This window comes from Duganella sp. Dugasp78, from assembly GCF_059491455.1.
Genome location: NZ_CP168506.1, coordinates 234,412 through 259,540, shown reverse-complemented (window position 1 = coordinate 259,540; position 25,129 = coordinate 234,412). Strand labels below are relative to the sequence as shown.

Annotated in this window: 29 protein-coding genes and 1 other RNA gene; 19 read left to right on the top strand and 11 right to left on the bottom strand. The window is 59.5% G+C overall.

All coding sequences use genetic code 11. The features are described from left to right. Positions 1-4: 4 nt before the first annotated feature. The gene (locus tag ACEN9O_RS01155) at positions 5-643 is read right to left on the bottom strand and encodes a TetR/AcrR family transcriptional regulator (RefSeq protein ID WP_495615837.1); all 639 of its coding nucleotides are present in this window, start codon (positions 641-643) and stop codon (positions 5-7) included. Positions 644-831: 188 nt separating this feature from the next. Between ACEN9O_RS01155 and ACEN9O_RS01150 the strand changes: the two genes are divergently transcribed. The 6 genes from ACEN9O_RS01150 (at position 832) to ACEN9O_RS01125 (ending at position 6,838) form a co-directional block, all read left to right on the top strand. Then, on the top strand, positions 832-1,119 hold the full coding sequence (locus tag ACEN9O_RS01150) for a hypothetical protein (RefSeq protein ID WP_495615836.1): 288 nt from the start codon (positions 832-834) through the stop codon (positions 1,117-1,119). A 224-nt stretch (positions 1,120-1,343) separates the two neighbouring features. Beyond that, positions 1,344-1,703, top strand: a transfer-messenger RNA (tmRNA) gene (ssrA, locus tag ACEN9O_RS01145). Positions 1,704-2,175: 472 nt separating this feature from the next. Continuing rightward, positions 2,176-3,195 (top strand): hypothetical protein, encoded by a 1,020-nt coding sequence (locus ACEN9O_RS01140; RefSeq protein WP_495615835.1) that lies wholly within the window; start codon positions 2,176-2,178, stop codon positions 3,193-3,195. Continuing rightward, positions 3,188-4,516 carry a hypothetical protein gene (locus ACEN9O_RS01135; RefSeq protein ID WP_495615834.1) on the top strand — a complete coding sequence of 443 codons (1,329 nt, stop codon included), beginning with the start codon at positions 3,188-3,190 and terminating at the stop codon, positions 4,514-4,516. The genes ACEN9O_RS01140 and ACEN9O_RS01135 overlap by 8 nt, the downstream gene beginning before the upstream one ends. Before the next feature lie 179 nt (positions 4,517-4,695). Continuing rightward, entirely contained in the window at positions 4,696-5,805 is a 1,110-nt protein-coding gene (locus ACEN9O_RS01130) for a DegT/DnrJ/EryC1/StrS family aminotransferase (RefSeq protein ID WP_495615833.1), read from the top strand. A gap of 196 nt (positions 5,806-6,001) precedes the next feature. Beyond that, positions 6,002-6,838 carry a nucleoid-associated protein gene (locus ACEN9O_RS01125; RefSeq protein WP_495615832.1) on the top strand — a complete coding sequence of 279 codons (837 nt, stop codon included), beginning with the start codon at positions 6,002-6,004 and terminating at the stop codon, positions 6,836-6,838. A gap of 18 nt (positions 6,839-6,856) precedes the next feature. On the opposite strand, the gene ACEN9O_RS01120 is transcribed toward ACEN9O_RS01125, so the two are convergent. Beyond that, positions 6,857-8,115 (bottom strand): IS3 family transposase gene (locus ACEN9O_RS01120; RefSeq protein ID WP_495613664.1). Its coding sequence is split into 2 segments (ribosomal slippage): positions 6,857-7,767 and positions 7,767-8,115, totalling 1,260 coding nucleotides; the frame shifts between segments, so codons are not numbered across the junction. Positions 8,116-8,164: 49 nt separating this feature from the next. Between ACEN9O_RS01120 and ACEN9O_RS01115 the strand changes: the two genes are divergently transcribed. The 3 genes from ACEN9O_RS01115 (at position 8,165) to ACEN9O_RS01105 (ending at position 10,767) form a co-directional block, all read left to right on the top strand. Next, entirely contained in the window at positions 8,165-8,566 is a 402-nt protein-coding gene (locus ACEN9O_RS01115) for a nucleoid-associated protein (protein ID WP_495615831.1), read from the top strand. Next, the gene (locus tag ACEN9O_RS01110) at positions 8,566-9,783 is read left to right on the top strand and encodes a hypothetical protein (protein ID WP_495615830.1); all 1,218 of its coding nucleotides are present in this window, start codon (positions 8,566-8,568) and stop codon (positions 9,781-9,783) included. Before ACEN9O_RS01115 ends, ACEN9O_RS01110 begins: the two co-directional genes overlap by 1 nt. A 255-nt stretch (positions 9,784-10,038) precedes the next feature. After that, positions 10,039-10,767: a DegT/DnrJ/EryC1/StrS family aminotransferase gene (locus tag ACEN9O_RS01105; RefSeq protein ID WP_495615829.1), complete on the top strand. Its 729-nt coding sequence runs from the start codon at positions 10,039-10,041 to the stop codon at positions 10,765-10,767. Between the two features lie 4 nt (positions 10,768-10,771). Here ACEN9O_RS01105 and ACEN9O_RS01100 read toward each other — a convergent pair whose 3' ends face one another. Then, positions 10,772-11,236, bottom strand: coding sequence for a carboxymuconolactone decarboxylase family protein (locus tag ACEN9O_RS01100; RefSeq protein WP_495615828.1), 465 nt, complete (start codon positions 11,234-11,236; stop codon positions 10,772-10,774). 99 nt (positions 11,237-11,335) lie between these two features. Further along, complete coding sequence (locus tag ACEN9O_RS01095; RefSeq protein ID WP_495615827.1) at positions 11,336-12,223, bottom strand: RNA polymerase sigma-70 factor; 888 nt, start codon at positions 12,221-12,223, stop codon at positions 11,336-11,338. A gap of 233 nt (positions 12,224-12,456) precedes the next feature. On the opposite strand from ACEN9O_RS01095, the gene ACEN9O_RS01090 reads away from it, so the two are divergent. Genes ACEN9O_RS01090 through ACEN9O_RS01045 form a run of 10 tightly spaced genes read left to right on the top strand, consistent with a single transcriptional unit; the run spans position 12,457 to position 19,901 of the window. Further along, the gene (locus ACEN9O_RS01090) at positions 12,457-13,590 is read left to right on the top strand and encodes a sigma-54 interaction domain-containing protein (RefSeq protein ID WP_495615826.1); all 1,134 of its coding nucleotides are present in this window, start codon (positions 12,457-12,459) and stop codon (positions 13,588-13,590) included. Continuing rightward, positions 13,590-14,240, top strand: coding sequence for a cytochrome c biogenesis heme-transporting ATPase CcmA (gene ccmA / locus ACEN9O_RS01085; protein ID WP_495615825.1), 651 nt, complete (start codon positions 13,590-13,592; stop codon positions 14,238-14,240). Before ACEN9O_RS01090 ends, ccmA begins: the two co-directional genes overlap by 1 nt. Continuing rightward, positions 14,234-14,902 carry a heme exporter protein CcmB gene (gene ccmB / locus ACEN9O_RS01080; protein ID WP_495615824.1) on the top strand — a complete coding sequence of 223 codons (669 nt, stop codon included), beginning with the start codon at positions 14,234-14,236 and terminating at the stop codon, positions 14,900-14,902. Before ccmA ends, ccmB begins: the two co-directional genes overlap by 7 nt. Before the next feature lie 28 nt (positions 14,903-14,930). After that, on the top strand, positions 14,931-15,707 hold the full coding sequence (gene ccmC, locus ACEN9O_RS01075; protein WP_495618410.1) for a heme ABC transporter permease CcmC: 777 nt from the start codon (positions 14,931-14,933) through the stop codon (positions 15,705-15,707). Continuing rightward, positions 15,704-15,871: a heme exporter protein CcmD gene (gene ccmD / locus ACEN9O_RS01070; RefSeq protein ID WP_495615823.1), complete on the top strand. Its 168-nt coding sequence runs from the start codon at positions 15,704-15,706 to the stop codon at positions 15,869-15,871. The genes ccmC and ccmD overlap by 4 nt, the downstream gene beginning before the upstream one ends. After that, entirely contained in the window at positions 15,868-16,311 is a 444-nt protein-coding gene (gene ccmE / locus ACEN9O_RS01065; RefSeq protein ID WP_495615822.1) for a cytochrome c maturation protein CcmE, read from the top strand. The genes ccmD and ccmE overlap by 4 nt, the downstream gene beginning before the upstream one ends. Further along, positions 16,308-18,281, top strand: a complete 1,974-nt coding sequence (locus tag ACEN9O_RS01060) for a heme lyase CcmF/NrfE family subunit (RefSeq protein WP_495615821.1) — start codon at positions 16,308-16,310, stop codon at positions 18,279-18,281. The genes ccmE and ACEN9O_RS01060 overlap by 4 nt, the downstream gene beginning before the upstream one ends. A 12-nt stretch (positions 18,282-18,293) precedes the next feature. After that, entirely contained in the window at positions 18,294-18,821 is a 528-nt protein-coding gene (locus tag ACEN9O_RS01055; protein WP_495615820.1) for a DsbE family thiol:disulfide interchange protein, read from the top strand. Continuing rightward, positions 18,814-19,233 (top strand): cytochrome c-type biogenesis protein, encoded by a 420-nt coding sequence (locus ACEN9O_RS01050; RefSeq protein ID WP_495615819.1) that lies wholly within the window; start codon positions 18,814-18,816, stop codon positions 19,231-19,233. Before ACEN9O_RS01055 ends, ACEN9O_RS01050 begins: the two co-directional genes overlap by 8 nt. Next, positions 19,230-19,901 (top strand): tetratricopeptide repeat protein, encoded by a 672-nt coding sequence (locus tag ACEN9O_RS01045; RefSeq protein WP_495615818.1) that lies wholly within the window; start codon positions 19,230-19,232, stop codon positions 19,899-19,901. Before ACEN9O_RS01050 ends, ACEN9O_RS01045 begins: the two co-directional genes overlap by 4 nt. A 24-nt stretch (positions 19,902-19,925) precedes the next feature. Here ACEN9O_RS01045 and ACEN9O_RS01040 read toward each other — a convergent pair whose 3' ends face one another. The 7 genes from ACEN9O_RS01040 to ACEN9O_RS01010 form a co-directional block, all read right to left on the bottom strand. Continuing rightward, positions 19,926-20,474 (bottom strand): FxDxF family PEP-CTERM protein, encoded by a 549-nt coding sequence (locus tag ACEN9O_RS01040; protein WP_495615817.1) that lies wholly within the window; start codon positions 20,472-20,474, stop codon positions 19,926-19,928. Between the two features lie 305 nt (positions 20,475-20,779). Next, positions 20,780-21,496 carry a lectin gene (locus ACEN9O_RS01035; RefSeq protein ID WP_495615816.1) on the bottom strand — a complete coding sequence of 239 codons (717 nt, stop codon included), beginning with the start codon at positions 21,494-21,496 and terminating at the stop codon, positions 20,780-20,782. 2 nt (positions 21,497-21,498) lie between these two features. Next, positions 21,499-21,978, bottom strand: coding sequence for a c-type cytochrome (locus tag ACEN9O_RS01030; RefSeq protein ID WP_495615815.1), 480 nt, complete (start codon positions 21,976-21,978; stop codon positions 21,499-21,501). A 46-nt stretch (positions 21,979-22,024) separates the two neighbouring features. Next, positions 22,025-22,615, bottom strand: a complete 591-nt coding sequence (locus ACEN9O_RS01025; RefSeq protein ID WP_495615814.1) for a peroxiredoxin — start codon at positions 22,613-22,615, stop codon at positions 22,025-22,027. Between the two features lie 24 nt (positions 22,616-22,639). Continuing rightward, complete coding sequence (locus ACEN9O_RS01020; RefSeq protein ID WP_495615813.1) at positions 22,640-23,191, bottom strand: c-type cytochrome; 552 nt, start codon at positions 23,189-23,191, stop codon at positions 22,640-22,642. Positions 23,192-23,272: 81 nt separating this feature from the next. Further along, positions 23,273-23,650 (bottom strand): hypothetical protein, encoded by a 378-nt coding sequence (locus tag ACEN9O_RS01015; protein ID WP_495615812.1) that lies wholly within the window; start codon positions 23,648-23,650, stop codon positions 23,273-23,275. Between the two features lie 7 nt (positions 23,651-23,657). Further along, positions 23,658-25,115 (bottom strand): DUF1501 domain-containing protein, encoded by a 1,458-nt coding sequence (locus tag ACEN9O_RS01010; protein ID WP_495615811.1) that lies wholly within the window; start codon positions 25,113-25,115, stop codon positions 23,658-23,660. Between the last annotated feature and the right edge of the window lie 14 nt (positions 25,116-25,129).

Genomic DNA, 25,129 nt, shown 5'->3' with positions numbered 1-25,129 from the left:
GCCTCTATTGTGCCTCAAGCGCGGCCGGCGTGCGCAAGATGAAGCGCATTGCCTGCTGGGCCAGTTGCGGGACGTCGACGCCGCAGCCGGGCTTATACCACTGCACCGTCCAGTTCAGCGCGCCGAAGATCAGCAGGCGGTCGAATTGCGAGGGCATGGCCCAGTCGCCGGAGCGGTGCAGCGCGGCGATGGTGTGGTCCCACACGGCCTCGTAGCGGTCCTTGAGCGCGACGATGCGCGCGCGCGACGACTCGTCCAGCGAGCGCCACTCGTACAACAGCACGGCGACGAAATGGTGGTCGGGCGCCAGCAGCGTCTGCAGATGGGCCTCGACCAGCTGGCGCAGCAGGTCGCAGGGCGGCAGCGGCTGGCGGGCGATGGCTTCGATCTCGGCCAGCGAGCGTGCCAGGCCTTGCTCCATGACGGCGGCCAGGATCTCCTGCTTGGTCTTGAAATGGTAGAACCAGCTGCCGGCCTGGATGCCGGCGGCGGCTGCGATCTCGCGCACGGTGGTGTTGTCGTAGCCCTTGGTGCGGAACAGCTGGGCCGACTTCTCCAGCAATTCGGCGCGCAGGCCGCCGCCTTCCCCCTTGTGGGGCCGCCCGCGTTTCTTGGGAGAGGGAGCAGCAACGGCATCGGACATGGCGTAGGTCGGGTGCGTAGAGTGTGGCTTTCATTTTAATGCAGCGTCAGTCTCGCACTCAAAAAAACCATGCGGAACGCGCAGTTCTGCTGCATTGCAACAACGCCGCGCAAGGAGGGGTTTGAGACAGATCAAATGTGTCGTTTAAGGTAGGTATTAAGGTGGGTTCGGACTGCCGGGGAGGGCATATGGACGAGGATATTGAGATATTGAGGCGTGAAATAAGTGCCGGCTTCAGCGCCGTCATGGCGCGGATGGATTGCGTGCGTAGCGAAGCTGCGGAAAACCACAGACGGCTCGGGGAAAAGATCGAGCAAATTCGGATGGAGCAGCGTCGAATGGAGTCAAATGCGGCCACCAGGGCGGCAGATGCCAGGATCGAGGAAATCAGAAGAGAAGGAGACGAACGCAGTCGCAGAGTGCATGAGCAAATCTGCGCGATACAGGCGGAGAGCTCTCGTCACGTGGCTAGGTGAAGACGTCGATGATGTTCGGCTGGGCGGCCGTCTGACGAGTGGGGGTGTTGGTGCCGGTATATTTCCCGACCGCCGGCGCCGGTAGTAGCCGCCTCTGGGAGGCGCTAAAAAGTCGTTCTGTGTGAGAACTGCGCTTATCATAACGGGCAAATATGACCGGCGTTTGACGTGCTTTTCAGGGGAGGGTGCGTCGGTGGGCAAAGTGCGGTAGAATGGAGTTCTGTGGGGTCGACCTGGTTTCGACGTGGGTTGCAAAGCAGAGCAGGGCATACCGAGGGCTGGTTACCTCGTAAATACACCCAGAAAAACTTAACTGCAAACGATAACTCGTACGCACTGGCAGCTTAATTGCTGTTAGCTCCTAAACGCTTCTTCCCTGGGGCGGACCGTTAAAAGTCATGGAGTCATTTACAGGGAATCGCGCTGTGAGGGGTCACTTCAATCCGCGCTAAATCTAAGGTGAATCGCTAGTCCAAAACGTGCACGTCCGTGTTGTACTGGTTAAATTAAATGATAGTGCTAAGTATGTAGAACTGTCTGTAGAGTGCTTGCGGACGCGGGTTCGATTCCCGCCGACTCCACCACTGGATTAAAAATAAAGCCCTGCCAGGCGAAAGCCTGGCGGGGCTTTATTTTTAATCCTATTGCTGGCGCTGGTCGGGAATCGAAACCGCGTCCGGTACGGACGTTGGGGCGTAGCGGGGACTTCGCCCCGCATGCGGGGCGCCCGCGCAGCGGGTTGCGCTTGCAAGCGCAACCCTCTCCGATTCGGCTGATCTCAAAATCGCCTTTGGCGGTTTTGCGGTGGCGTCATCTATAAAAAAAACGCCGGAGGCGATTTTTACTTCTGGCATCAAATTCCACACAGAATCTATAGGTGGAATGGACGAGCTGCTATCGTTAGCCCCTGCTCTAGTGATACCGGGCTGACTAACGCTGGGGTTAACTGCTTGGCGGGGCACAGTGTTGCTCAGCGCAGAGAACAGTTGCGCAAGGAGAATTGATGCTAAAATGCTAGCACTAATTTCAACGGGAAGAATTCCTTCAGGCAACCACATGGCGACAAATATCACTTTCCGCACTCAGCTGCTTGGCGGGGTTGCTGAGTTCTGCGCAGCGTGCAATCTTGGCCTGTTTGGCAATCCGATCAATCTTGTTGAGATGATCGTATCCCTCTCTCGCTACACAGAAGAAGGAGTACGACTTATCCCGCAGGTCTACGTGACAAGTAGCATTGATGCTTTGACTGCAATGCTGCCTGATGGGGAACGACTCAAGATCGGCGTTTCGACCGCAGATGCACGCGGCATCAAAGACGCCTTGAAAAAAACTGCACCACTAGCAACTGATGGTTGGTCAATTTACTTGCAGGATTCAAACGGGATAGAGTTCGGTGTGTTTCGCGGGTCAGGAAATCCGCTGTCAGTAGCGATTGATGATATTCTTCTCGTGGGAACTCGCCCTCTTCTAATTGTCAAGGTGTTTAACGTGGCGGAGTCGTGTGTGGAAATACGTGCGAATAACGGTGAATTCCATCATGTTTTCCTCGACCATCGTAAAGATGACTCGCCGCCGCCACTTCAGTATCTTGAGAAGCTTGTCGCAGCTGTGGTAATAAATGCTTCATCAGATGTTAAAGAAGCTTTGACTAGTTTTCTAAAGAAATTACTATTTACTGCTTTGCGTGAATCGCATGGCTGTTTGATCGCGGTTACGAATATGAAGAAGATCCCTGAGTTTCTTGCTAGTGACGGAGTTATTCTGGATAACCCGATCGACTTCTCTGACTTCGTTCGCCAACTTAAGAAAGGCGATATTGATCCTACTGTACTGACAAATAAAGGATCGCTATTGAAAGGAATGCTGAATTCCGATGGAATTATTTTGTTTGACGACAAAGGCAGGCTTTTAGCATATAACTGTTTTGTAAAAGTAAAACAAGACAGTGCCGTTGTGGGTGGCGCTCGGCGTCGTGCGTTTGCTGCGATGCAAGGTAAAGTCGGATCTGGTTTGGCCGCAGCGTTTATGCAGTCGCAAGATGGTTGGACTGAGTTTAAAGGAGCAGAGCATGTCTAGTGAATTAGTTCTTTGGCAGCCAGATAGTGGACAGCTAATTCCTAAGGAAGCGAAGACAGCTACTCAGATAGCTGTCTTCGCTGCACAATTAAGTCCTAAAGATCGGAAGCAGATAGTTTCTGCTTTTGAGTCGGAACACTATGAGATGGGAATGACTTATCTCTGGGGGAAAACTGTAACTGCTTTAAAGAAGGAACTTTCTACAGTTGGCGTTGGTTTGTTAGGAGAGATGCTCGGACGATCCGATGTTGACGAAGATAGTGATATAGATGACATATTAACGACGCGTGATGCAATTCGGTTGGCCGGAGAGCTTGGCGTTGTTTCTTCTACCGATACACTAAGACTACAACATACTTATGAAATCGTAACTCATTTTTCGCAATTAAATCCAAATGAAAGCGATTTGGAAGATATAGACGAAACCGAAGCTCTCTCAGCCTTAAAGGCATGTATTAAAGGAGTACTTGGTCGTCCTAAAGTAGAGGTTGCAAAGAAATTTGTTGAGTTCCGTGACGCTTTGGAAGGTGAAACTTTATCTGCTGAAGATCCACATGTTGAAATGCTAAAAGGATCGCCATATTTCTTCTGTAAGCTGACAATAAATGTTTTGATGAGTGCGGCGAAACGTAATATTGGTGCACAATTAGAACACGTTCTTGCTAATATCAATACTTTACTCCCGGTGATTTGGGAAAAACTTAGAGATACTGAGCGGTGGCAAGTTGGTATAACTTACGCAGATGCATACGCAAATGGAAAATCTATAGCGGTAAGCGGTTTAAAAAGCGCACTCTTGAAAGTACATGGTTTCGATTTCGTTCCTGAAAATCTTCGTAGTGAGACTTTTATTAAAGCAGCGGAAGCGGTAATAAAAGCGCATGAGGAATTCAATAATTTTTATAATGAGGCCGCTCCCGTTAATAATTTAGCTAAGCTTGGAACGACCATACCTACTCCTGCGCTTCCTGCTTGTGCAACTGCTTTACTTTGTGTATGTCTAGGAAATCGTTATGGAATTTCTAGAGCTGCTCATTCCGATGCGGATCGATTGCTCACCCAGTTAAGCTTGGATCGTTGGCAATATTACTTAAATCAAGTATTGCCAGGGGATATAAGGATACTATCAAAGCTAAGTGATGATCGGCCTAATGCAAATTGGATCGCACTAGTTAAAAAATTGAACCTAATTGATTCGCAAATTAAACATAAGACTGTTCAAAAACTAATTCGCGCCTCTACTGCAGGTGAAGTTGCAAAAGTGAAGGATGCAGCAGGTGCCTTAGTTATTGAGTTTTATGGTAAAGCCAATCAGAAATAATATTTTTCACACGGAATAAACCCGCAGCTTTTTCGGCTGCGGGTTTATGTACGGTGCAGGAAAAATCTGATCTATCGTGACACCGGCATCTTGACGACTGGAGGCAATCTCTTCTCAGTTCATGTGAAGACCTTGTCCCGGCAAGCACAGCGATAGCGATGCACTGGTAGAATCCCCGCATGCTCAAATTCGCCCAACCCCAACTCGATGAAGACACCATTCAGGCCGTAGCCGCTGTGCTGCGCTCGAACTGGATCGCCACCGGCCCCAATGTGACCGAACTTGAACGCGCCTTATCGGAAAGCTTCAACGGCCGCCCAACGCGCGTGCTGACGTCGGCCACGGGCGCGATGGAGATCGCGCTGCAAGTCTGCGGCATCGGTCCCGGCGACGAGGTGATCACCTCCGCGCAAAGCTTCTTCTCCGCGATGAACATGATCGTCAAGGTCGGGGCCACGCCGGTGTTCGTCGATTGCGAGCTGCACACCCGCTCCATCGACCTGGCGCAAGTGGAGGAGGCCATCACGCCGCGCACCAAGGCCATCATGCCGACCCACTTCCCCGGCGCGCTGGGGGACATCGACGCCTTGTACGCGCTGGCCAAGCGCCACCAGCTGCGCGTGATCGAAGACGCCGCGCTGGTGCAAGGCTCGTACTGGAAAGACCAGCCGATTGGAGGCTTCGGCGACATCGCCACCTTCAGCTTCCACCCGAATAAGAACATGACCACCATCGAAGGCGGCGCCATCGTCGTCGCCAGCGAGGACGAAGCCAAACTGGTGGACCTGCTGCGCTTCCACGGCATCAAGCGCCTGCCGGACGACACGCGTGACGTCGCCGTCGCCGCCGGCAAATTCAATATGTCCGATGTGTCGGCGGTGATCGGCATCCATCAACTCAAGCAGCTGCCGCGCTTCCTGGCGCAGCGCGCCGCTCTGGTCGAACGCTACTTCGAAAAATTCCCGCAGGTGCCCGGCGTCGTGCTGCCGCCGCAAGGCGTGCCGCGCCAGAGCTGGAATATGTTCAACCTGCTGATCCCCTACGAACAGTTCGGCCACACGCGCAAGAGTTTCCGCGCCGCCTTGCAGGAGCAGGGCGTCGGCACGGGCATGTCGTACGAAGCCTGCCACCTGACCTCCGTCGGCCGCAGCTACGGCTACACCGACGGCCAGTTCCCCAATGCCGAACGCATCGCGCGCGAGACCGTCACCCTGCCGCTGCACGCGGCGATGACGCCGGAAGACGTTGAGCACGTCTGCGCCGTGGTCGCGCACGTCCTCAAGCTTTGATTACAAATCCTCAGATAAGAGTTGAATTCCTGCTGGGCGGACCAAACAAGCGGCCTACATTGATAGCAGGCGCCCACGTGTGCTATTCACGACTGGTTGTGTTATCGCCACAGAAGTTTCCGAAGATTTGGAACTGGAGTGTTGCCTAAAAATAACAATCGAATCATAATGGTCTTATATTTCTTATAGGATATTTATGGGTCTCGAACTTACGCACGCGATCATTCACAAGATAGTTAAGTTGAAAAATCAAACGGTGCTCGGTCCCGTCACGAAGAAACAAGTCCTACTTCCGACAACGAATGCTGCAGTTGTACACTTGGTGACCAGTGTAAACGGCATCTTGGGAAAACCTGGAAATATCCTCAGCTATGGTCAATTCGGCACGGACATGCGGCAGGGTACATTCCCTAACGATTTCTCTGCATACAATTTGATACGAGGCGACGGAGCTAGGCTGGCAGAGCAAATTGTTCCGCTTGGGGAAGAGAAGGAGGCATTAAAGCGCGCGGACGACGCTCAACGCGCAACCGCCGCTGCTTTTCTCGCTATCAGCCATGCTGCAGTGGACCAGCTTGCTGGACAAGCCGTGCTACAGTCTCTAGCGACTGGCGGACACATATTGGTCGCTGCATATTTAAGCGAATCAAAGCCATTCTTTCTGCTGGCAATGATCAAAGAACGCGATGGTATTCAACTTGATAATAATTTTGTGCCGAAGTCGATAGTTGAAGTAGACATTACGCATGTGCATCAAGCTGCCAGAATAAACATAACTCGGTATGACGAGGTAAGTGACCTGCCTCCTCCAATCGAAGAGGCTGATGTTCCTGCCGAAGATCGAACCTATCTATCTTTTTTGGGCGCTAAGTCTGAAAATGCCGCTGCAGGTTATTTTGTCCTAGCGCTAGGCTGTACCAAAGGGCTCCCCTCATCGCGCGCCACTAGCAATGTGATCACCGCTGTGAATGAGTTTTTTAAAGGCGATCTCCGACAATATCGGACTCAGGCACGTGATCTTGCCCCCGTATAACCGGACACAGCTTATCGCTTAGTTAGCGCCGCTTTCCTGAGCCCGGCGCGCCAGCTCCCTCCTGAACAAGCGAGGCGATTTCAACTTCAACGACGAGTGCGGATGAACCTCATTGAAATGCAAAAAAGCGTCTGGCAGTTGAGCGAGAACGACTTTGGCATTGCTGCGGTCCATCAGGCTGACGTAGTCCCGTTTAAACGTGTTCACGAAGCTCTCGGCGATCCCGTTCGACTGCGGGCTGCACACTGGTGTATGAATCGGCTCCAAGCCCAATGCGCGCACCAGAGCATGCGTTTCATGGGCCCGGTAGGCGCCGCCATTGTCGCTCAAGAATTCCAGCTTCGCAGAGCCGATGCTGGCCTGGCCAAACCGAGCCTCGACCGCTTCCACCAACATGTCGCGTACTGGCTCGCCAGGCAAGCCACGTTCAGCCCAGGCACGCCACGCAATGATTTCGCGATCACAGCAGTCCTTCATGAACACACCTGTGACCACCTCTCCATTGTCGCAAGCGATCTCGAATCCGTCCGAACACCAGCGCTGATTCGGCTCGGCCACGGCCACGACGCCGTCGTGAACGCGGTTGCTGACGCGGCGTTTAGGCGCCTTCGGCAGCAACAGGCGGTGCTCCTTCATTACCCGATAAAATCGCTTGTGGTTGATCGACTGCAGGCCCATCAAAGCACGTGTTCGATTCACCAAGGCACCCGCCCTGCGATAGCCGTAAGTCGGCAGTGCCGTGATTTCGGCGCGCACCGCGTCGACCAAGATGGCGTCGGCAGGCTGGTGGAACGTCTGCACGGTACGGCCGTCAACCCAGTCGGTCGGGCGCGCCGCCCTGGTGCATACATTCGAGCGCGCCACGCCCAGTGCCGAACAGACCGCCTTTACTGGCCGTCCTTGTCTAACAAGGGCGAGCGCGCAATCCACTTTTTTTCGCGAGCGAACTCGACTGCCTCCTTCAGGATCTCCGCTTCCATCGTCTTCTTACCCAGCATCCGTTGCAGCTGGGCGATCTGGGCGCGGGCCGCAGCCAGCTCGCTTGCCGGCACCACCGATTCACCTGCAGAGACCGCTGTGAGCGCGCCTTCGCGCTCCAGCTTGCGCCAGTTGAACAGCTGGCTGGCGCCGACGCCGTGCTTGCGGGCGACCAGCGAGACGGTCATGCCTGGCTCGTATGTCTCGCGCACCAGCGCCGCCTTCTCATCGGCTGACCAGCGCCTGCGGCGCTCCTGGCTAATCGTTACAACCTCGATTGTTTGCTTGTTCCTAGTCATATGCACAGTCCTATTCCTATCCGTAAGAATAGCGCATAGGCTGTGTCCGGTGAATCAGGGGGCTATTTCAGCACGCAACGCTGTCACGAACTATCTGCATAAGCAGTTGGAGTCGGGGCATGACGCCAAATTAAGTGATATCGCATATTGCGCGACTGGATTTCTCAAAGAAAGACAGGAAGAAATTGTAGAGACGTTACGAGTATATTTAAATAGTGAAGAGGTTAAGGTCCCAGCTGCTTTTCGGGTACACAAAACCACTTTGGTGAAGAACACTCGGATAAGAGCAGAGACTGGCGATTGGAGTATGCAGTTTGAAAGGCAGCTTCTTGGTGATACCAAGAATTCTGTGATCTATTTTGATGCCAAGAAGAAAACTCTTACATTTAGTGATGTGGCACCGGAAACTATAAAAGAGATTGAGGCCGAGCTTGCGCTTCGGAAGATTTGATGTTTAATCTCGTGGTGGACCTTTATAGATTGTTGGGAATGCCGAAAGTCGAAGGGAATTCATTCGAATACGTCGGACCGATGACTGCTGCACAATCAGAACTTGTGAAGTCGGTTAAAAATATCTCGGATGAATACGGTTATATTGAATACTACCAGTGCGAAAATGATCAGTGTGAGTTAAAGTTCAGGTTGCCTGGATCCGAAAGTGGACGATTTTATCCCGACCTAGGAAGATTTATTTCAACTTCTCCTTCACTGAACTTCGGAAAGTTCCCTGAAAACTATTACATTGTCGATCTGGATTACTATAGTGGCGATCCACAGCCAAATCCACGCATTGATGCTTTAGCAAAGTTGACTCGCTTCATTGATGCTCTGTCGCTCTTGGCCGCCGAGGGCGGTGACGCTAAGTCACAAGATGATGGCGAGAATCGTCTTCTTTTTGTCGTTTCCGCAGACGGAAAGTCTCCGACTAAGACTATTGGGATCGTCGTCAATATCGATGAGCAATTGCTCAATTCGGACTTGTATCATTTACGCTTGCTTGAGCTGATGGTTTCCAAGGATAAAAAAGATAAGTTGAATATGGAAGAGCGCCGCAGCATTATGCGCGCGGCGATCGCTGAGCTGATGTCTAATGTGGAAGATAAGGATGAGATGTTTGGAGTTCTGGTCAAACAATGGCGATCAGTCTTGAAAGATTACTGGCACAATTTCCTCGCTTTCGTCCATCAATATTCCTTTGAAAAAGTTCGCAAGGAGATAGCCGCCGCGCAGGTGGACCATGCGACGAAATTGAGCGCAGTGCTAGGTGATATAGCCGGAAAATTATTAGCTCTTCCCGTATCCTTTGCCGCGATACTATTATTGCGGAAAGCATCTAACCTTGAAGAGTTTTGGATTGGCTTCGCAGGCATGGTAACTGTATCCATAATATTTTTGGGGATATTGGGAAATCAATGGCTGCAAGTGAAAAGGATACGATCAAGTTTTGATTTTATATTTGGACAGTACAGCGAAGGGGCATTTCCGAAAAAACTGCAAGCGCCTGTTCAAGACGCGAAACGAAATATTAAAGTTCAATATTGCGTCTTGGGATGGACGTTCGCTATTTTTAGTTTACTTGCAATTGCTCCTGCTTTAGCAGCGATCTACGTTTTGATGACACCAGTGCCTTTAGCTTTAATAGATGCGTGCCTACTCTTCGCTAAGTGAGTTCTGAAATTAATCTTGGCTGGGCGGATGACCTCAGGTTTACGTATATAGGTTCAATCTGTTACGCGGTTATCGCCATGTGAGGGAGAAGCCCGGGCGTGCTCCAGAGCATGTTTATTCGCGTTGACTTCACTCACTGTATCTGATTCGGAAGAAAGTCCTGAGATAAGGGTTCGATTCCCGCCGTCTCCACCACTGGATTAAAAATAAAGCCTCGTCAGGCGTAAACTTGGCGGGGCTTTATTTTTAATCCTATTGCTGGCGCTGGACGACATCGACGCCTTGTACGCGCTGGCCAAGCGCCACCAGCTGCGCGTGATCGAAGACGCCGCGCTGGTGCAAGGCTCGTACTGGAAAGACCAACCGGTGGGCGGCTTCGGCGACATCGCCACCTTCAGCTTCCACCCGAATAAAAACATGACCACCATCGAAGGCGGCGCCATCGTCGTCGCCAGCGAGGACGAAGCCAAACTGGTGGACCTGCTGCGCTTCCACGGCATCCAGCGCCTGCCGGACGACACGCGCGATGTCGCCGTCGCCGCCGGCAAATTCAATATGTCCGATGTGTCGGCGGTGATCGGCGTCCATCAACTCAAGCAGCTGCCGCGCTTCCTGGCGCAGCGCGCCGCTCTGGTAGAACGCTACTTCGAAAAATTCCCGAAGGTGCCCGGCGTCGTGCTGCCGCCGCAAGGCGTGCCGCGCCAGAGCTGGAACATGTTCAACGTGCTGATCCCCTACGAACAGTTCGGCCACACGCGCAAGAGCTTCCGCGCCGCCTTGCAGGAGCAGGGCGTCGGCACCGGCATGTCGTACGAAGCCTGCCACCTGACCACCGTCGGCCGCAGCTACGGCTACACCGACGGCCAATTCCCCAACGCCGAACGCATCGCGCGCGAAACCGTCACCCTGCCGCTGCACGCGGCGATGACCATGGAGGACGTCGACCACGTCTGCGCCGTGGTCGCGCAAGTCCTCCAGCACTGAGAACTTACATGCCAGGTGCCGGTACTTCCGGGATCTGGTTGCGCAGGCTGGCGTTGATGGTGTTCCAACCCTTGATCACGGCGATGGTGTAGCTGATCTCGGCGATTTCGTTTTCGGTGAAATGCTGCTGCAGCAGGGCGAAATCCTCGTCGCTTGGATGGCTGTGAGGGATCGCATTGGCCGCCTCGGCCCAGTTCAGCGCAGCGCGTTCGCGGTCGCTGAAGAACGGCGCTTCGCGCCAGCCGGCGACGGCGTTCAGATGACGCGGATTGGCTTCCTGCTTGATCAGATCACGCCAGTGCATGTCGATGCACATGCCGCAGCCGTTGATCTGCGATACGCGCAGGTTGATCAGCTCCACCAGGCGTGCGCCCAGCGAACTTTTCTTGACGGTGCCGGACAGCGCGATCATCGCGTGCAGGTTGGCCGGTGCCAGTTGGAAGAATGGAATGCGTGCGGAGTGGTTCATGATGGCGCCTTTCAGTCAGTGGGAGGGCACACCATTGCGCCCTTCATACCTGTAAGACGCCCCGGCTTCGCGTTCTGTGACAGCTTTTTTAAAAAAATCTCAAATAAATTGCGGCACGCCGGTCAGCTTGTCCGGATTACGCACGATGAAGATCGCGGCGATGCGGCCATCCTCCACCTGGAAGGACTGCGCCGATTCCAGCTTGCCATCCACGTAGCGCACCAGTCCCGGCACGCCGTTGACGCGCGCCTGCCGGTAGTCGACCTTGTTCGGATTCTGATGCTCCAGCGACCAGTACGACCCGGCCACGCGACCGGCGCCGTGCAGGATGTGCAGATAGGAGTTGACCTTGCCGCCGCCGTCGGCCACCAGCTGCACGTCGCCGACCATCATCGCCTTCATGGCCGCGCGGTCGCCGACCTTGGCCGCCTCCATGAACTTGACCAGCAAATCGCGATGCTGCTCCTTCGGCACGTCGAAGCGCGGCTTCTGCTGCTGCACGCGTTCCTGCGCGCGGTGCACCATCTGCCGGCAGGTCGACTCGCTCTTGCCCAGCATGCCCGCGATATCCGCGTAATCCTGGTCGAACACCTGCCGCATCAGGAAGGCCGCGCGCTCCTCCGGCGACAAGCGCTCCAGCACCCACAGGAAGGCCATCGACACCTCGCTCGCCATCTCCGCGCTGCTCTCCGGCGTGCGCTCGTCCAGTTCGACGATGGGTTCCGGCAGCCACCAGCCGACATAGGACTCGCGCTCCGCCATGCGCGAGCGCAGGCGGTCGATGGCGAGACGGGTGGTGATGGTCACCAGCCAGGCCTCGGCCGATTGCACCGCCTGCTGTTCGCTGCCGTGCCAGCGCAGCCAGGCGTCCTGCACCACATCCTCGGCGTCGGCGCGCGTGCCGAGCATGCGGTAGGCGATGGAGAACAGCCGCGGGCGCAGCGCGGCGAAGGTGGCCAGTTCGGCGGAGGAGGTGGTCTCGGTCATGGCAGGTAAAAGTAGTGGTCGTCGAGCTTAGACGCGACGGCATCCGGTTTTGTGACAGGTTACAACACTACGCACGAAAATATTTTACGTTCTTCCCCCAAGCCGCGCCACTCCACAGTAGGCGGCGTGTGTCGTTATCCAGAATGTGAATTTAGATGTACGTAATGATTCGTGTGCACCGCAACAAATTCGCCTTACGCTGGCTTAACTCCTCAACAATAACAGGAATCGCCGTGGACAAACTACTGACCTTCCCCGACCAGTCCGGGATGACCTTGTCGATCCGCGCCAAGGCCATGCTGTTTCACGATCCGCGCTCGTCGGAGCTGTTGCAGCAAGTGGAGCGCATCGCGCGCAGCGACGCCACGACGTTGATCATCGGCGAGACCGGCACCGGCAAGGAGCTGATCGCGCGCCACATCCATACGCAGAGCGGGCGGCGCGGTCCCTTCGTCGCCGTCAACTGCGGCGCCTTCAGCGAATCGCTGATCGACGCGGAGCTGTTCGGCCACGAGGCCGGCGCCTTCACCGGCGCCACGCAGGCGCGCTCCGGCTGGTTCGAAGCGGCCAACGGCGGCACCCTGTTCCTCGACGAGATCGGCGACCTGTCGCTGGCGCTGCAAGTGAAGCTGCTGCGCGTGCTGCAGGAACGGCAGGTGGTGCGCCTCGGCGCGCGCCAGCCTATCCCGCTGAACGTGCGGCTGGTGGCGGCCACCAACGTCGACCTGCACAAGGCGATAGCGGCCGACCGCTTCCGCTCGGACTTGTACTACCGCCTCGGCGTGGCGACCGTGCACCTGCCGCCGCTGAGCGAACGCACCGGCGACATCCTGCCGCTGGCGCGTCACTTCATCGACGTCTATAGCGGCAAGCTCAATCTGGAGGGCGTGACGATCGCGGCGGATGCCAGGACGGCGCTGCTGGCCTACGAATGGCCGGGCAATATCCGCGAACTGGAAAACGTCATCCACTTCGCGCTGATCGTCTGCCGCGACAACCAGATCCAGGCCGAAGACCTGAAGCTGACCGGCATCTCGCACCGCCATCACAGTCATCACGCGCGGCAGGCGCCGTCCGCGCCGCCGCGTCCCGATGCAGACACCTTCCAGCAGCAGCTTTCCGCGCTGGTCAACAGCATGATCGACAGCGACCAGCCGGACCTGTTCGATCGCTTCGAGGAAGGCGTGGTGCGTACCGCCTTCGACACCTGCCATCGCAACCAGGTACAGACGGCGCGTGTGCTGGGCATCAGTCGCAACATCCTGCGCACTCACCTGAAGCGCTTTGGCCTGATCGGCTTCGAGACGGCGGGCGAGTTGGGCGCGGTGGGCGGCGCGGCCGGCCACGGCGAACTGCTGCAGCATTGATGGAGGCCGCGACCATGCGTCTGCAGGCGCACAGGCTGGCGTGCGCGCGCGGCGAGCGGCAGCTGTTCAGCGATCTGAATTTCGAGCTGCAAAGCGGCGAGGCCTTGTGGCTCAAGGGCGGCAACGGCAGCGGCAAAACCAGCCTGCTGCGATTGTTGTGCGGCCTGGGACGACCGCTGGCGGGTGAGGTGCGCTGGAACGGCCATCCCATCCAGCAGCTGCGCGAAGACTATCACCGCCAGTTGATCTACTGCGGTCACGCCAGCGCCGTCAAGGACGACCTGTCGGCGTGGGAGAACGTGGCGGCCGCCAGCACCTTGTCCGGCACCGCGTGCAGCCGTGAGCAGGCCGTGGTGGCGCTGGTCAGCGTGGGCCTGGGCCGCGCGGCGGATCTGCCGGCGCGCGCGCTGTCGCAGGGGCAGCGGCGCCGGGTGGCGCTGGCGCGGCTGGCGATCGATCCGCTGCCACCCTTGCTGCTGCTGGATGAACCGTTCGTCGCGCTGGACCAGACGGCGGTGCAGGCCTTGTGCCGCACGCTGAACCGGCACCTGGCGGACGGGGGGATGCTGGTCTACACCACGCACCAGGCGCAGGCGCTGCAGGCGCGGCGTCTGGAGCAGTTCGACCTGGATCGGTTGCTGCCATGCTGAACGCGCTGACGTATGTGATACGGCGCGACCTGCTGCTGGCGTTCCGCCGCCGCACCGACATTTTGAGCACGCTGACGTTCTTCGTCATCGTCTGCGCCCTGTTCCCGCTGGGCGTGGGGCCGGAGCCGGAACTGCTGCGAACACTGGGCCCCGGCGTGCTGTGGGTAGCGGCGCTGCTGGCCAGCACGCTGGCGCTGAACCGCCTGTTTGGCCTGGATCACGCTGACGGCACGCTGGAGCAGATGCTGCTGTCGTCCGAGCCGCTGGTGCTGATCGTGGCCGGCAAGGTGGTCGCGCACTGGCTGGTCAGCGGCCTGCCGCTGGTGTTGCTGACGCCTGTACTGGCCTTGCAGTTCGGCTTGAGCGGGGAGGCGACGACGGCGCTGGCGCTTAGCCTGCTGGTCGGCACACCGGCACTGAGCCTGGTAGGCGCCATCGGCGCGGCGCTCACGCTGGACGTGCGCGGCGGCGGCGTGCTGGTGGCCTTGCTGGTGTTGCCGCTGTATGCGCCGGTGCTGATTTTCGGCGCCGGCGCCGCAGTGGCCGATGCCGGCAGCAGCACGGCCGAGGCCAACCTGCTGCTGTTGGGCGCACTGCTGGCCGGCGCTGCGGCGCTGGCACCGTGGGCCACCGCATCGGCGCTGCGAATTTCGTTGGAATGACTGAAAAAGGAACACCATTGTGCTGAGCATCCGAACCTCCTACACCACTGGCGCCGAGCAGCAGCGCACCGTCAGCTGGCTGCGCTACGCCGCGCCGCAAGCCTTCTTCCCGGTGGCTGGCAGGCTGATACCGTGGCTGCTGGCCACCGCAGTGCTGCTGTCGGCGGCGGGCCTGTATATCGGCCTGTTCGCCGCGCCCACCGACTTCCAGCAGGGCGACGCCTACCGCATCATCTTCGTCCACGTTCCAGCGGCGTGGCTGTCGATGCTGATCTATCTGGCGATGGCCTTTTGGGCCGCCGTCGGGCTGGTGCTGAATACGCGGCTGTCGTCGATGATGGCCAGCGCACTGGCACCAACCGGTGCCTTGTTCACCTTCCTGGCCTTGTGGACCGGCGCGCTGTGGGGCAAGCCGACGTGGGGCGCGTGGTGGGTGTGGGATGCGCGCCTGACGTCGGAGCTGATCCTGCTGTTCCTCTATATCGGCTTCATGGCGCTGCAAGCGGCGATATCCGATCCGCGCCGCGCCGACCGCGCCGGCGCTGTGCTGGCGTTGGTGGGCGTAGTCAACGTGCCGGTGATTTATTTTTCCGTCCGGTGGTGGAACACGCTGCACCAGGGTTCGTCGGTGTCGCTGCGCAGCGCGCCGACGATGGCAACGCTGATGCTGCAAGGGATGCTGATCATGACGCTGGCGTTGTGGGCCTATGCCATCGCCGCCACGCTGCAAAGACTACGCGCCATCGTGCTGGAACGCGAACGGCACACGGAATGGGTACAACGTTACATCACGGAGCAACGATGATTTGGGATAGCTGGAGCGATTTGATCGCGATGGGTGGATATGCGAAGTACGTATGGGGTTCGTTCGCCGTCGTTGCGGCGGCGCTGATCGGCGAGCAGGTCGCGCTGGCATTGCGTCACCGCGCCGCGCTCAAGGCCGCGCGCGTGGCGGGAGAACGCTCATGACGCGCCGTCAACAGCGCCTGGTGCTGCTGGCTGCGGCACTGAGCGCGCTGCTGGTGGCGGCATGGCTGATACTGTCGGCCTTCCAGAAAAACCTAGTCTTCTTCTTCACTCCCAGCCAGGTGCTGGCTGGCGAAGCGCCGCGCAACAAGAGCTTCCGCATGGGCGGCATGGTCGAACCGGACAGCCTGAAGCGCGAGGCGGACGGCATCACCGTCAGCTTCATCGTCACCGATACCGTGCAGCGCCTGCCGGTGCATTATCGCGGCATCCTGCCGGACCTGTTCAAGGAAGGCAAAGGCGTGGTCGCACAGGGAAAGCTGGGCGACGACCACCGCTTCGTGGCCGACGAAGTCCTTGCCAAGCACGATGAAAACTACATGCCGCCGGACGCCGCTTACGCGTTGAAAAAAGGCAGGCAAACCGCCAAGGTGGACAAATGATCGCCGAACTGGGTAACTTCGCGCTGATGCTGGCCCTGTGCCTGGCGCTGGTACAGGGCAGCCTGCCGGTGCTTGGCGCCTGGCGCGGCAAGCAGCGCTGGATCGCGCTGGCGCGGCCGGCGGCGGCCGGCCAGTTCGTGTTTGTCAGCTTCGCCTTCGGCTGCCTGCTGGCCGCGTTTATCGGCAACGACTTCTCGGTCGCCTATGTGGCGTCCAACTCCAATTCCATGCTGCCGCTTTACTATCGCGTGGCGGCCGTGTGGGGCGGCCATGAGGGATCGCTGCTGCTGTGGGTGCAGATACTGGCCGTGTGGACCGCCGCGGTGACGGCATTCAGCCGCCGCCTGCCCGCCGCGATGACCGCGCGTGTGCTGGCCGTGATGGCGTGGATCAGCATCGGCTTCCTGCTCTTCATGCTGTTCACTTCCAATCCGTTCGACCGCCTGCTGCCCGCCGCCCGCGACGGCCGCGATCTCAATCCGCTGTTGCAGGACTTTGGCATGATCATCCATCCGCCTTTGCTGTACATGGGCTACGTCGGCTTTTCGGTGGCGTTCGGGTTTGCCGTCGCGGCGCTGCTGAGCGGCAAACTGGACGCGGCCTGGGCGCGCTGGTCGCGGCCCTGGACGCTGGTGGCATGGGCCTTCCTCACGCTGGGCATCTTCATGGGCAGCTTCTGGGCCTACTATGAACTGGGCTGGGGCGGCTGGTGGTTCTGGGACGCGGTGGAAAACGCCTCCTTCATGCCTTGGCTGGTCGGCACGGCCTTGATCCACTCGCTGGCGGTGACGGAGAAGCGCGGCAGCTTCAAGAACTGGACCGTGCTGCTGGCAATCGTCGCGTTCTCGCTGTCGCTGCTGGGAACCTTCCTGGTGCGCTCGGGCGTGCTGACATCGGTGCATGCGTTTGCAACCGATCCACGTCGCGGCTTGTTCATCCTTGTCTTCCTGGCGATCGTCATCGGCGGCTCGCTGGCGCTGTACGCGTGGCGCGCGCCGTCGGTGGGGCTGGGCGGACGCTTCGCGCTGTTCTCGCGCGAATCGCTGCTGTTGCTGAATAACGTGCTGTTGCTGACGGCGGCGGCGACAGTCCTGCTGGGTACTTTGTATCCCTTGTTCCTGGATGCGCTGGACCTGGGCAAGATATCGGTGGGTGCGCCGTACTTCGAGTCGGTGTTTGTGCCGCTGATGCTGCCGGTGCTGGTCTTGATGGCAGCTGCGCCTTTCGTCGAATGGAAGTCGGCGGCTCTGCGGCCGGTGCTGGCGCGGCTGTCGCGTATCGCGCAGACGTCGCTGCTGTTTGGCCTGGCGGCCTGGCTGGCCTGGAAGATGACACCCGCCGTGGCGGGCGGCTTGATGCTGGCGGTGTGGATTTTGCTCGGCACGGCACTGCATCTGTACCAGCGCGTTGCGGCGGCCGGGCAGGGCGCCACGCTTGGACACCATCTGGGCAAGCAGCCGTTGAGCTACTGGGGCATGTTGGCCGCGCACGCGGGCGTGGCGGTGTTCGTGGTTGGCGTCACGCTGGTCAAGGGGGGCGAGGTCTCCGAGGACGCCAGCATGCGGGTCGGCGACAGCATCGTCAGCAGCGGTTGGCGCTACAGCTTTACCGCGTTGGAGAAGGTCGATGGCCCGAACTATATCGCTGCCCGCGCAACCTTCGAGGTGCGCGTCGGGGATGGCCAGGCACTGACACTGCATCCGGAAAAGCGCTACTACACGGTGCAGCAAATGCCGATGACGGAGGCGGCCATCGATCGCGGCTTTACACGCGACATCTACCTGTCGCTGGGCGAACCATCCGATGACGGTGCCTGGGCGGTGCGCATGCAGCGCAAGCCGTTTGTCGGTTGGATCTGGGCCGGCTGCCTGATTATCGCCGCCGGCGGCTTGTTGGCCGCATCCGACAAACGTTACCGGCTGGCGCGGCAGGCGACAGCCTTGCCACCCGCCACAGCGATTCCCATTTAACCCGGAGCGAAGATGAAACGATACATACTGCCGCTGGGCGGCTTCCTGATACTACTGGTCTTCCTGGGCATAGGCCTGCGTCTCAAGCCCCAGGAGATACCGTCGCCGTTGATCGGCAAGCGCGCGCCGGTGTTCTCGCTGCCGCAGGTCGAGGACGCGGGGCGCAACTTCAATTCGAAGGACATGGAAGGCAAGGTCTGGGTGCTGAATGTCTGGGCGTCGTGGTGCGCACCATGCCGCGCCGAGCATCCCGTATTGCTGGAGTTTTCCCGACTGGCTGCGGCGCCGGTCGTGGGGCTGAACTACAACGATGCGCGCGGCGACAGCCAGAAGTGGCTGAAGGAGTTTGGCAATCCCTACCAGGTATCCGCCTTTGACGGCGACGGCAAGACCGGTATCGAGTTCGGCGTCTACGGCGTGCCGGAGACCTTCGTCATTGACAAGCAAGGGCAAATACGGCTGAAGCTTACCGGCCCGCTGACATCGGAGCTGATACGCGAGAAACTGCTGCCCATCATCCAGGAGCTCAATCATGCCTGAGCTGCGCCGCCAGCTGGCTTGCCTCGTCGTGGCGTGGCCGTTGCTTGCGCAAGCAGCGCCTTCTGCCGCCGATGCAGCTTTGGAGCTGCGTATCCAGCATGTGGCCGAGCAGCTCAGGTGCCTGGTTTGCCAGAACCAGACCATCGCCGACTCGCACGCCCAACTGGCGCTGGACCTGAAGAAGGAAGCGCGCGTCCAGTTGGCCCAAGGCCGTTCGGAACAGGACGTGATTGAGTTCATGGTGCAGCGCTATGGCGACTTTGTGCTGTACCGGCCACCGTTCAAGGCCGCCACCTGGCTGCTGTGGCTTGGGCCTTTTGCGCTGCTTGCCGCCGGTCTGCTGGCGCTCTTATACCAATTACGGCAACGCGGTCTTGCGGAAGGCGAGCTCGCAGCGGAGGAATACGAATGACACGCTTTATCCTGATCGCCGGCGCCATGCTGGTTTGCAGTCTGCTGTTTGTACTGCCTCCGTTGTGGCGCCGTGAGGCGGGAGGCGCCGCGCGAGCGGCACTGCCGCGCCAACGATGGCCAGTGATATTGGTGGCGCTGCTGGTGCCGCTACTGGCGGCGTCCCTGTATGCGGTGCTGGGCAATCCCAAGGGGCTGGAGCCGCCGCCCGAGGTCGTGGTTGGCCCGGAACAAATCGAAGGCATGGTCGCCCGCCTGACCCAACGCCTCGCCAAGGAGCCGAACGATGCGGATGGCTGGCGCATGCTGGCGCGCTCCGATGAAACACTGCGCCGCTTCGACCAGGCCGCCGACGCATATCGTCATCTGCTCGCGCTGGTGCCGGAAAATCCCGAACTGCTGGTGGACTACGCGGTAGTACTGGGCATGACGCTGAATTCTTCGCTGGTCGGCGAACCTGAAGCCCTGATCGCCCGCGCGCTGGCGATCGATCCGAATCATATTCAAGCGTTGGCGTTGTCGGGAAGCGCGGCACTGGAGCGCGGCGACTATACCGCTGCCGTGAAACCGTGGAAGAAGATACTGGCGCTGATACCGGCGGATTCGGATATGGGAAGGTCGATTTTGGAAAACATCGCCAAAGCGGAAGCGCAGGCGCAGCGGCGATAGCGCCGCGCCTGCGCTATTTTTTGCTTAACGGCGGCGGCGGGCAGCGACGCCGATCAGGGCCATACCGGCCAGCATCATGGCGTAGGTTTCCGGTTCTGGTACGGCGTTGGCGAACTGCACCTCGCTGGCGAACACCCAGGAGTTGTTGCGCACGAAGGTGACGTTCAGGTCGTTGCCGGTGAAGCCGACGCCGTTGGCGGTGAACCAGAAGGGCGCACTGCCGGCAGGGTCGGCGACGGCATAGGTGTTGCCGTTGATGATGACGGCGGCCGGTGCGCTGACGCCGCCAGCGCCATTGGCGTCGTCAAAATGGATCTTGACGGTGTCGACAGTGGTGGACGCATTGAAGTGGAACTTGATGGTGGGGTCGATTGTCCAGCCGACATACGGACCATGGCCCGGCGCTTCGGTGACATACCAGTTGTCGCTGGCGACGATACCGTCGGTCAGCTGGCCCAGGCCGCCGCTCAGGCTGGCGTTGTCGCAGGTAACGCAGCCAGCACCCGAATAAGTGTCATCCCAGTAATGATAGCTGCCGGTATTGCCGTTGAGCATCTCATAGGAATCCGCCACGGGAGTGGCCGCAGTAGCCAGGGTGGAGGCACAGCAAATCGCAAACGCGGTGCAAAGACGCACGTATTTCATGTTTTTATCTCCGTGGTAAGGGCGCCGGCATGGCAGGATTTCTGAAGGCTCGGCGCAGCAGAATTGTTTTTTTGACTGCATCCTTAGTGTAGAGCTGGCGCAGTCAATGTCAACCAGAACGCCAATCGAACAGGCCGGAAATTCTGGTGCTGTGGTGTGACCGAAACATGACCGCGCCGCCGGCGGAAGGCAATTGCTGCTAGGAATCTAGCTCACGATGCCCTTCGCCGTCGTTAGTTGGCGGCGAAGCAGTAGAGCAGGCCGGCGCCGCCGGTGGCCACCAGGTTAGGCTGGCCGCAACCACGGCTAGGATGCGCAGCGTTCCAGGACGAATTGCCGCCGCCGGTGCGGTCGAAGTGGCCCAGTTGCGTGGAACCGTCGGCGGCGCTGCTGGTGTAGTTCTTGCACGTATGGTCGGCTGCATCGGTAAAGGCGCGGCCGTCCGGCTGCGAGCCGGTGATGATGTCATGCTCGTTCGGCTTGTCGCCCGCTCCCTTCACCGGTTCGTTCTTTTCGGTGAAGACGGTGGTGCGCGTCAGGTTGTTGCCGATGCGGGCGGCGTCCAGCGTGTCGCCATGCAGGTGTGCTACGTCGCGGGCCACCACGGCGCCGCGCGTGTTGAACCAAGGCCCGTTGCCGATGCGGTCGCGCGCATTGATCGCCGGTTTGCCGTCCGCCGCCTGCGTGCTCAGATATGCGCGCCAGGTCTGCTTGCCCGCGCCGACTGATTCGGCTAGCTTCTGGCAGTGTGCATCGGCGCCGGCCAGGCCGCCGAGGTCCGCGCCTTTGCCCAGTCCTTCGCTGGTGACGAAAAAGCTCAGTGGCTTGGCCGGATCGGTGGAGCGCGCGGTGTTCGGCTGCGTGGGCGCGGGCGTTTGCGCCAGCGCGGCATGGGACAGGCACAGCGCCGCGATGGCGCCGCAAAGCAGGGTTGTTTTATGAGTGTTCATGGTCAGTCTTTTGATTTGAAATCGTCGTGGCAGGATTTGCAGGTACGTTGTACTTTGCCGAATTGGGCTTTGATGGCGGCGACGTCGCCGCCGCCGGCCACGGTCGCCAGCTCGGTGGCCTCCTTGCCGAAGTTGGCGCTAAGTTCAGCGAAGTGCTTGCCGTCCTTGAACAACTCCGGCTTGGCGCTGGTGTCGTGCCAGCCCTTGCCTTGCTCGGTGCCTGCCGCGAACAAGCCTCCCAGGCCGGAGTTGGCGATGGCGGCAATGGTATTGGCCGCCCGCTGCACTTCGTCCTTGTTGTACTGCCCCTCGACCGATGCCTTGATGCGGCCGGCGTTCCAGGCCACCACCTGAAACGCCGACTGGCGCCACTTGATCAGGTTCTCCGGCTTCGGCGCCTGCTGCGCCAGCACGCTGGTGGAACCGGCGAGGAGGGCAATCGCCAGTGTGGAGCTGAGTGCTTTCTTGAGTTTTTGTGTCATCTGCTTTCCTTCGTCGGGTTGAAAAATCTTGTTCATGTTTCGCTCTTCAGGATTTCTTGGCCAGCCGCTGGGCCAGTTGCTGCACCGCCGCCAGTGCTTTCTCCACATTGGCTTCCGGCGTCAGGCCGCCCACGGCGGCGGCGATCCGGCCGTCCGGGGTGATGACGAAGGTGGTGCGTTCGGCTGCGGCGTGGTCGATCTCGATGCCGCGCGTGTCCTTCTTGCCGGCGGCGATTTCGCGGATCGCCAGTTCATAGGATTTGGCGATGTCGCCGTTGATATCGGCCGCCACCGGGAATTTGCCGGCGCAGTAGTTCGGATCGGCGGAGAACTCGTTCAGCCGCGCGATACTATCGAGCGAAACGCCGACCACGGTGGCACCGGCGGCGCTGAATTTGTCGTGATTGACGGCGAAGGTATGCGCCTGGATATTGCAGCCCCCGGTGAAGGCGGACGGATAGAAGTACACCACCACCGGCCCTTTCTTCAGCGCGTCCTTGAGCGAGAAGGAGAAGGCCTTGCCGGCCTGCGATGCCTGCGCTTTGAAAGCCGGCGCCGCGTCGCCCTCCTTGAGCGCGGCGGTGGCCGGTAGCGCGACAACAGTCGCCAGCAGCGATGCGATTAACGTGCGTTTCATTGGTACTCCTGTTTGGTTAGTGGACTACATCTCGGATACATAGCGCGCCAGCGCTTCGATCTCGTCGTCGCTGAGCGGCGCCGCCAGTTGGTTCATCACGCCGCCGGCGCTGTTGTTGCGGCTTCCATTGCGCCAGTCATGCAGCTGCTGCGCCAGATAACGCTGGCCCTGGCCGCCGATGACCGGGCCAACACCCGCCGAGCCCTTGCCGCCTTCACCGTGACAGCTGGCGCAGGCGGGAAGCTGCCGCGCCGGATCGCCCTGCACGTAGAGCTGCTGTGCTGCCGCCGATACCGGCTGCGGCGCGGACCTGGCCGGCATCGGCGGCAGCGTGGCAAAGTAGGCGGCGATGTCGGCCAGGTCGGCGTCGCTGATCCCGGTGGCCATCATCTTCATGAATTCATGCTTGCGTCGACCGCTGCGAAAATCCTGTATCTGCTTGATGATGTACTCCGGGTATTGACCGCCCAACTTGGCGAACTTGCCGTCCGTGCCGACGCTGAAGCCCTGGCCTTCGCCGCTGGCGCCGTGGCATTCCAGGCAGCGTTCGGTGTCCGCCTTTTCCTTGCCAATCACCGGATCTCCCGGCCTGGCTGAAGCAGGAATCAGCACCAGCAACGACACCAGCGTGGCCGCTTGCAATGCTCTGTAAATACGCTACTCCTTCTTGTAGAACGTGTGGCAGGTGCGGCAGGTGCGTGACAGCGTGGTGGCTGCCGTGGTGGCCGATTCAAAATTATTGGCCGCCACGTAGCCGACGATTTCCGTCGACAGGTCCTTGCTCTGCTTCGCAAGGTCCACCGCGTTCTTCGCATCGCCCTTGTGGTCGAAGAAGGTCTCGACTTGCGCAAACATCTGCGTCAGCTCCTTCGCATCCGCCGTGGCGGCCTGCTTGTTACTGAGGGCGATATTCGAAGACAGGCTTTTGTTGGTGTCCTCAATCGACTGCATCAGGTCCACGCTCAACTCCTCCGCCGACCGGACACCGGCCGACAGCGCCATCGAGACTCCAAATAACAAAATGACTTTACGCATCGAAAGGTCAGGCCAGCAGCTCTTTGATCACTTTGCCGTAGACGACAGTCGGACGTTCCGAGCGGCCGTTGTTGAGGAAAGTGGTCTTCAGATGGTCGAGGCCCAGCAGCTGCAGCACCGTCGCGTGCAGGTCGTAGGTGTCGACCGCCTTGTCCTTGTCCGCCACTTGCAGGCCGATTTCGTCGGTCGCGCCATAGGTGCTGCCGGCCTTGATGCCGCCGCCAGCCACCCACTGCGTGTAGCCCCAGGGGTTGTGGTCGCGGCCGTTGCCGCTTTGGCCGTAGGAGGTGCGGCCGAATTCCGAAGTCCACACCACCAGCGTCGATTCGAGCAGTCCTCGCGACTCCAGGTCCGCCAGCAGGCCGGCGATCGGCTTGTCGACCATGCGGGCGTTGACGCTGTGGTTCTTTTCCAGATCGCTGTGCGCATCCCAGCTGGTGATCTCGGTCTGGCCGTCCGGCGCGCCGGATACCACCTGGATGAAGCGCACGCCGCGCTCCACCAGCCGGCGCGCGCGCAGCAGCGTGGTGCCGTAGCTGGCGCTGGTCTCGTCGTTCAGGCCATACAGTTCCTTGGTGGCGTCGCTTTCCTTGGTCAGGTCCACGGCTTCGGGCGCGGCGACCTGCATGCGATCGGCCAGTTCGTAGGAGCGCACGCGGGCTTTCAGCTCGGTGTCGGCCGAGTAGCGCGCGGCGCCTTCGCTGTTGAGGCGCTTGAGCAGGTCCAGCGATGCGCGCTGCTGCGACGCGGTGCGCAGCTCCGGGCGCTCCAGGTACAGGATGGGTGACGCGCCGGGACGGAAGGCCGTGCCTTGGTACACCGCCGGCAGGAAGCCGGAGTTCCAGTTGACCGAGCCTGCGCTGGGCTCGCTCTTGCCGTTGTAGAGCACCACGTAAGGCGGCAGGTCGGGATTGGCCGAGCCCAGTGCGTAGCTGACCCACGCGCCCAGCGATGGACGGCCGGGACTCAGGTCGCCGGTGTTCAGCTTGAGGATCGAGATGTCGTGGGTGGCGCCCACCGTCACGCTGGATTTGATGAAGGCGATCTTGTCGGACTGGGTGGCGATGTTGGGCACCAGGTCCGAGAACCATGAGCCGCTGTCGCCATGCTGGCTCCAGGTGCGGTTGGAGGCATACAGCTTGCCGACGCCGCCCTGGGTGCTGGTCTTGATCCCTTTCAGGAAGGAGGCCGGCACGTCCTGGCCCGCCAGCTTGATCAGGTCCGGCTTGTAGTCGAACAGGTCCAACGTGCTCGGTGCGCCGTTCATGTGCAGCCAGATGACGGATTTGACCTTGGCAGGGAAGTTAGGCTGCTTCGGCGCCAGCGGGTCGGCTAAAGGGTTGGCCAAATCCGCAGCGCTGGCCGCGTGCAGCAGGCCGCCGCCGGGCAGTACGCCGGTGAGGGCGCCGGCGCCCAGGCCAAGGCCGGATTTAAGCAGGAAGTCGCGACGTGTATTGATGCTCATGGTGCTGTCCTTTT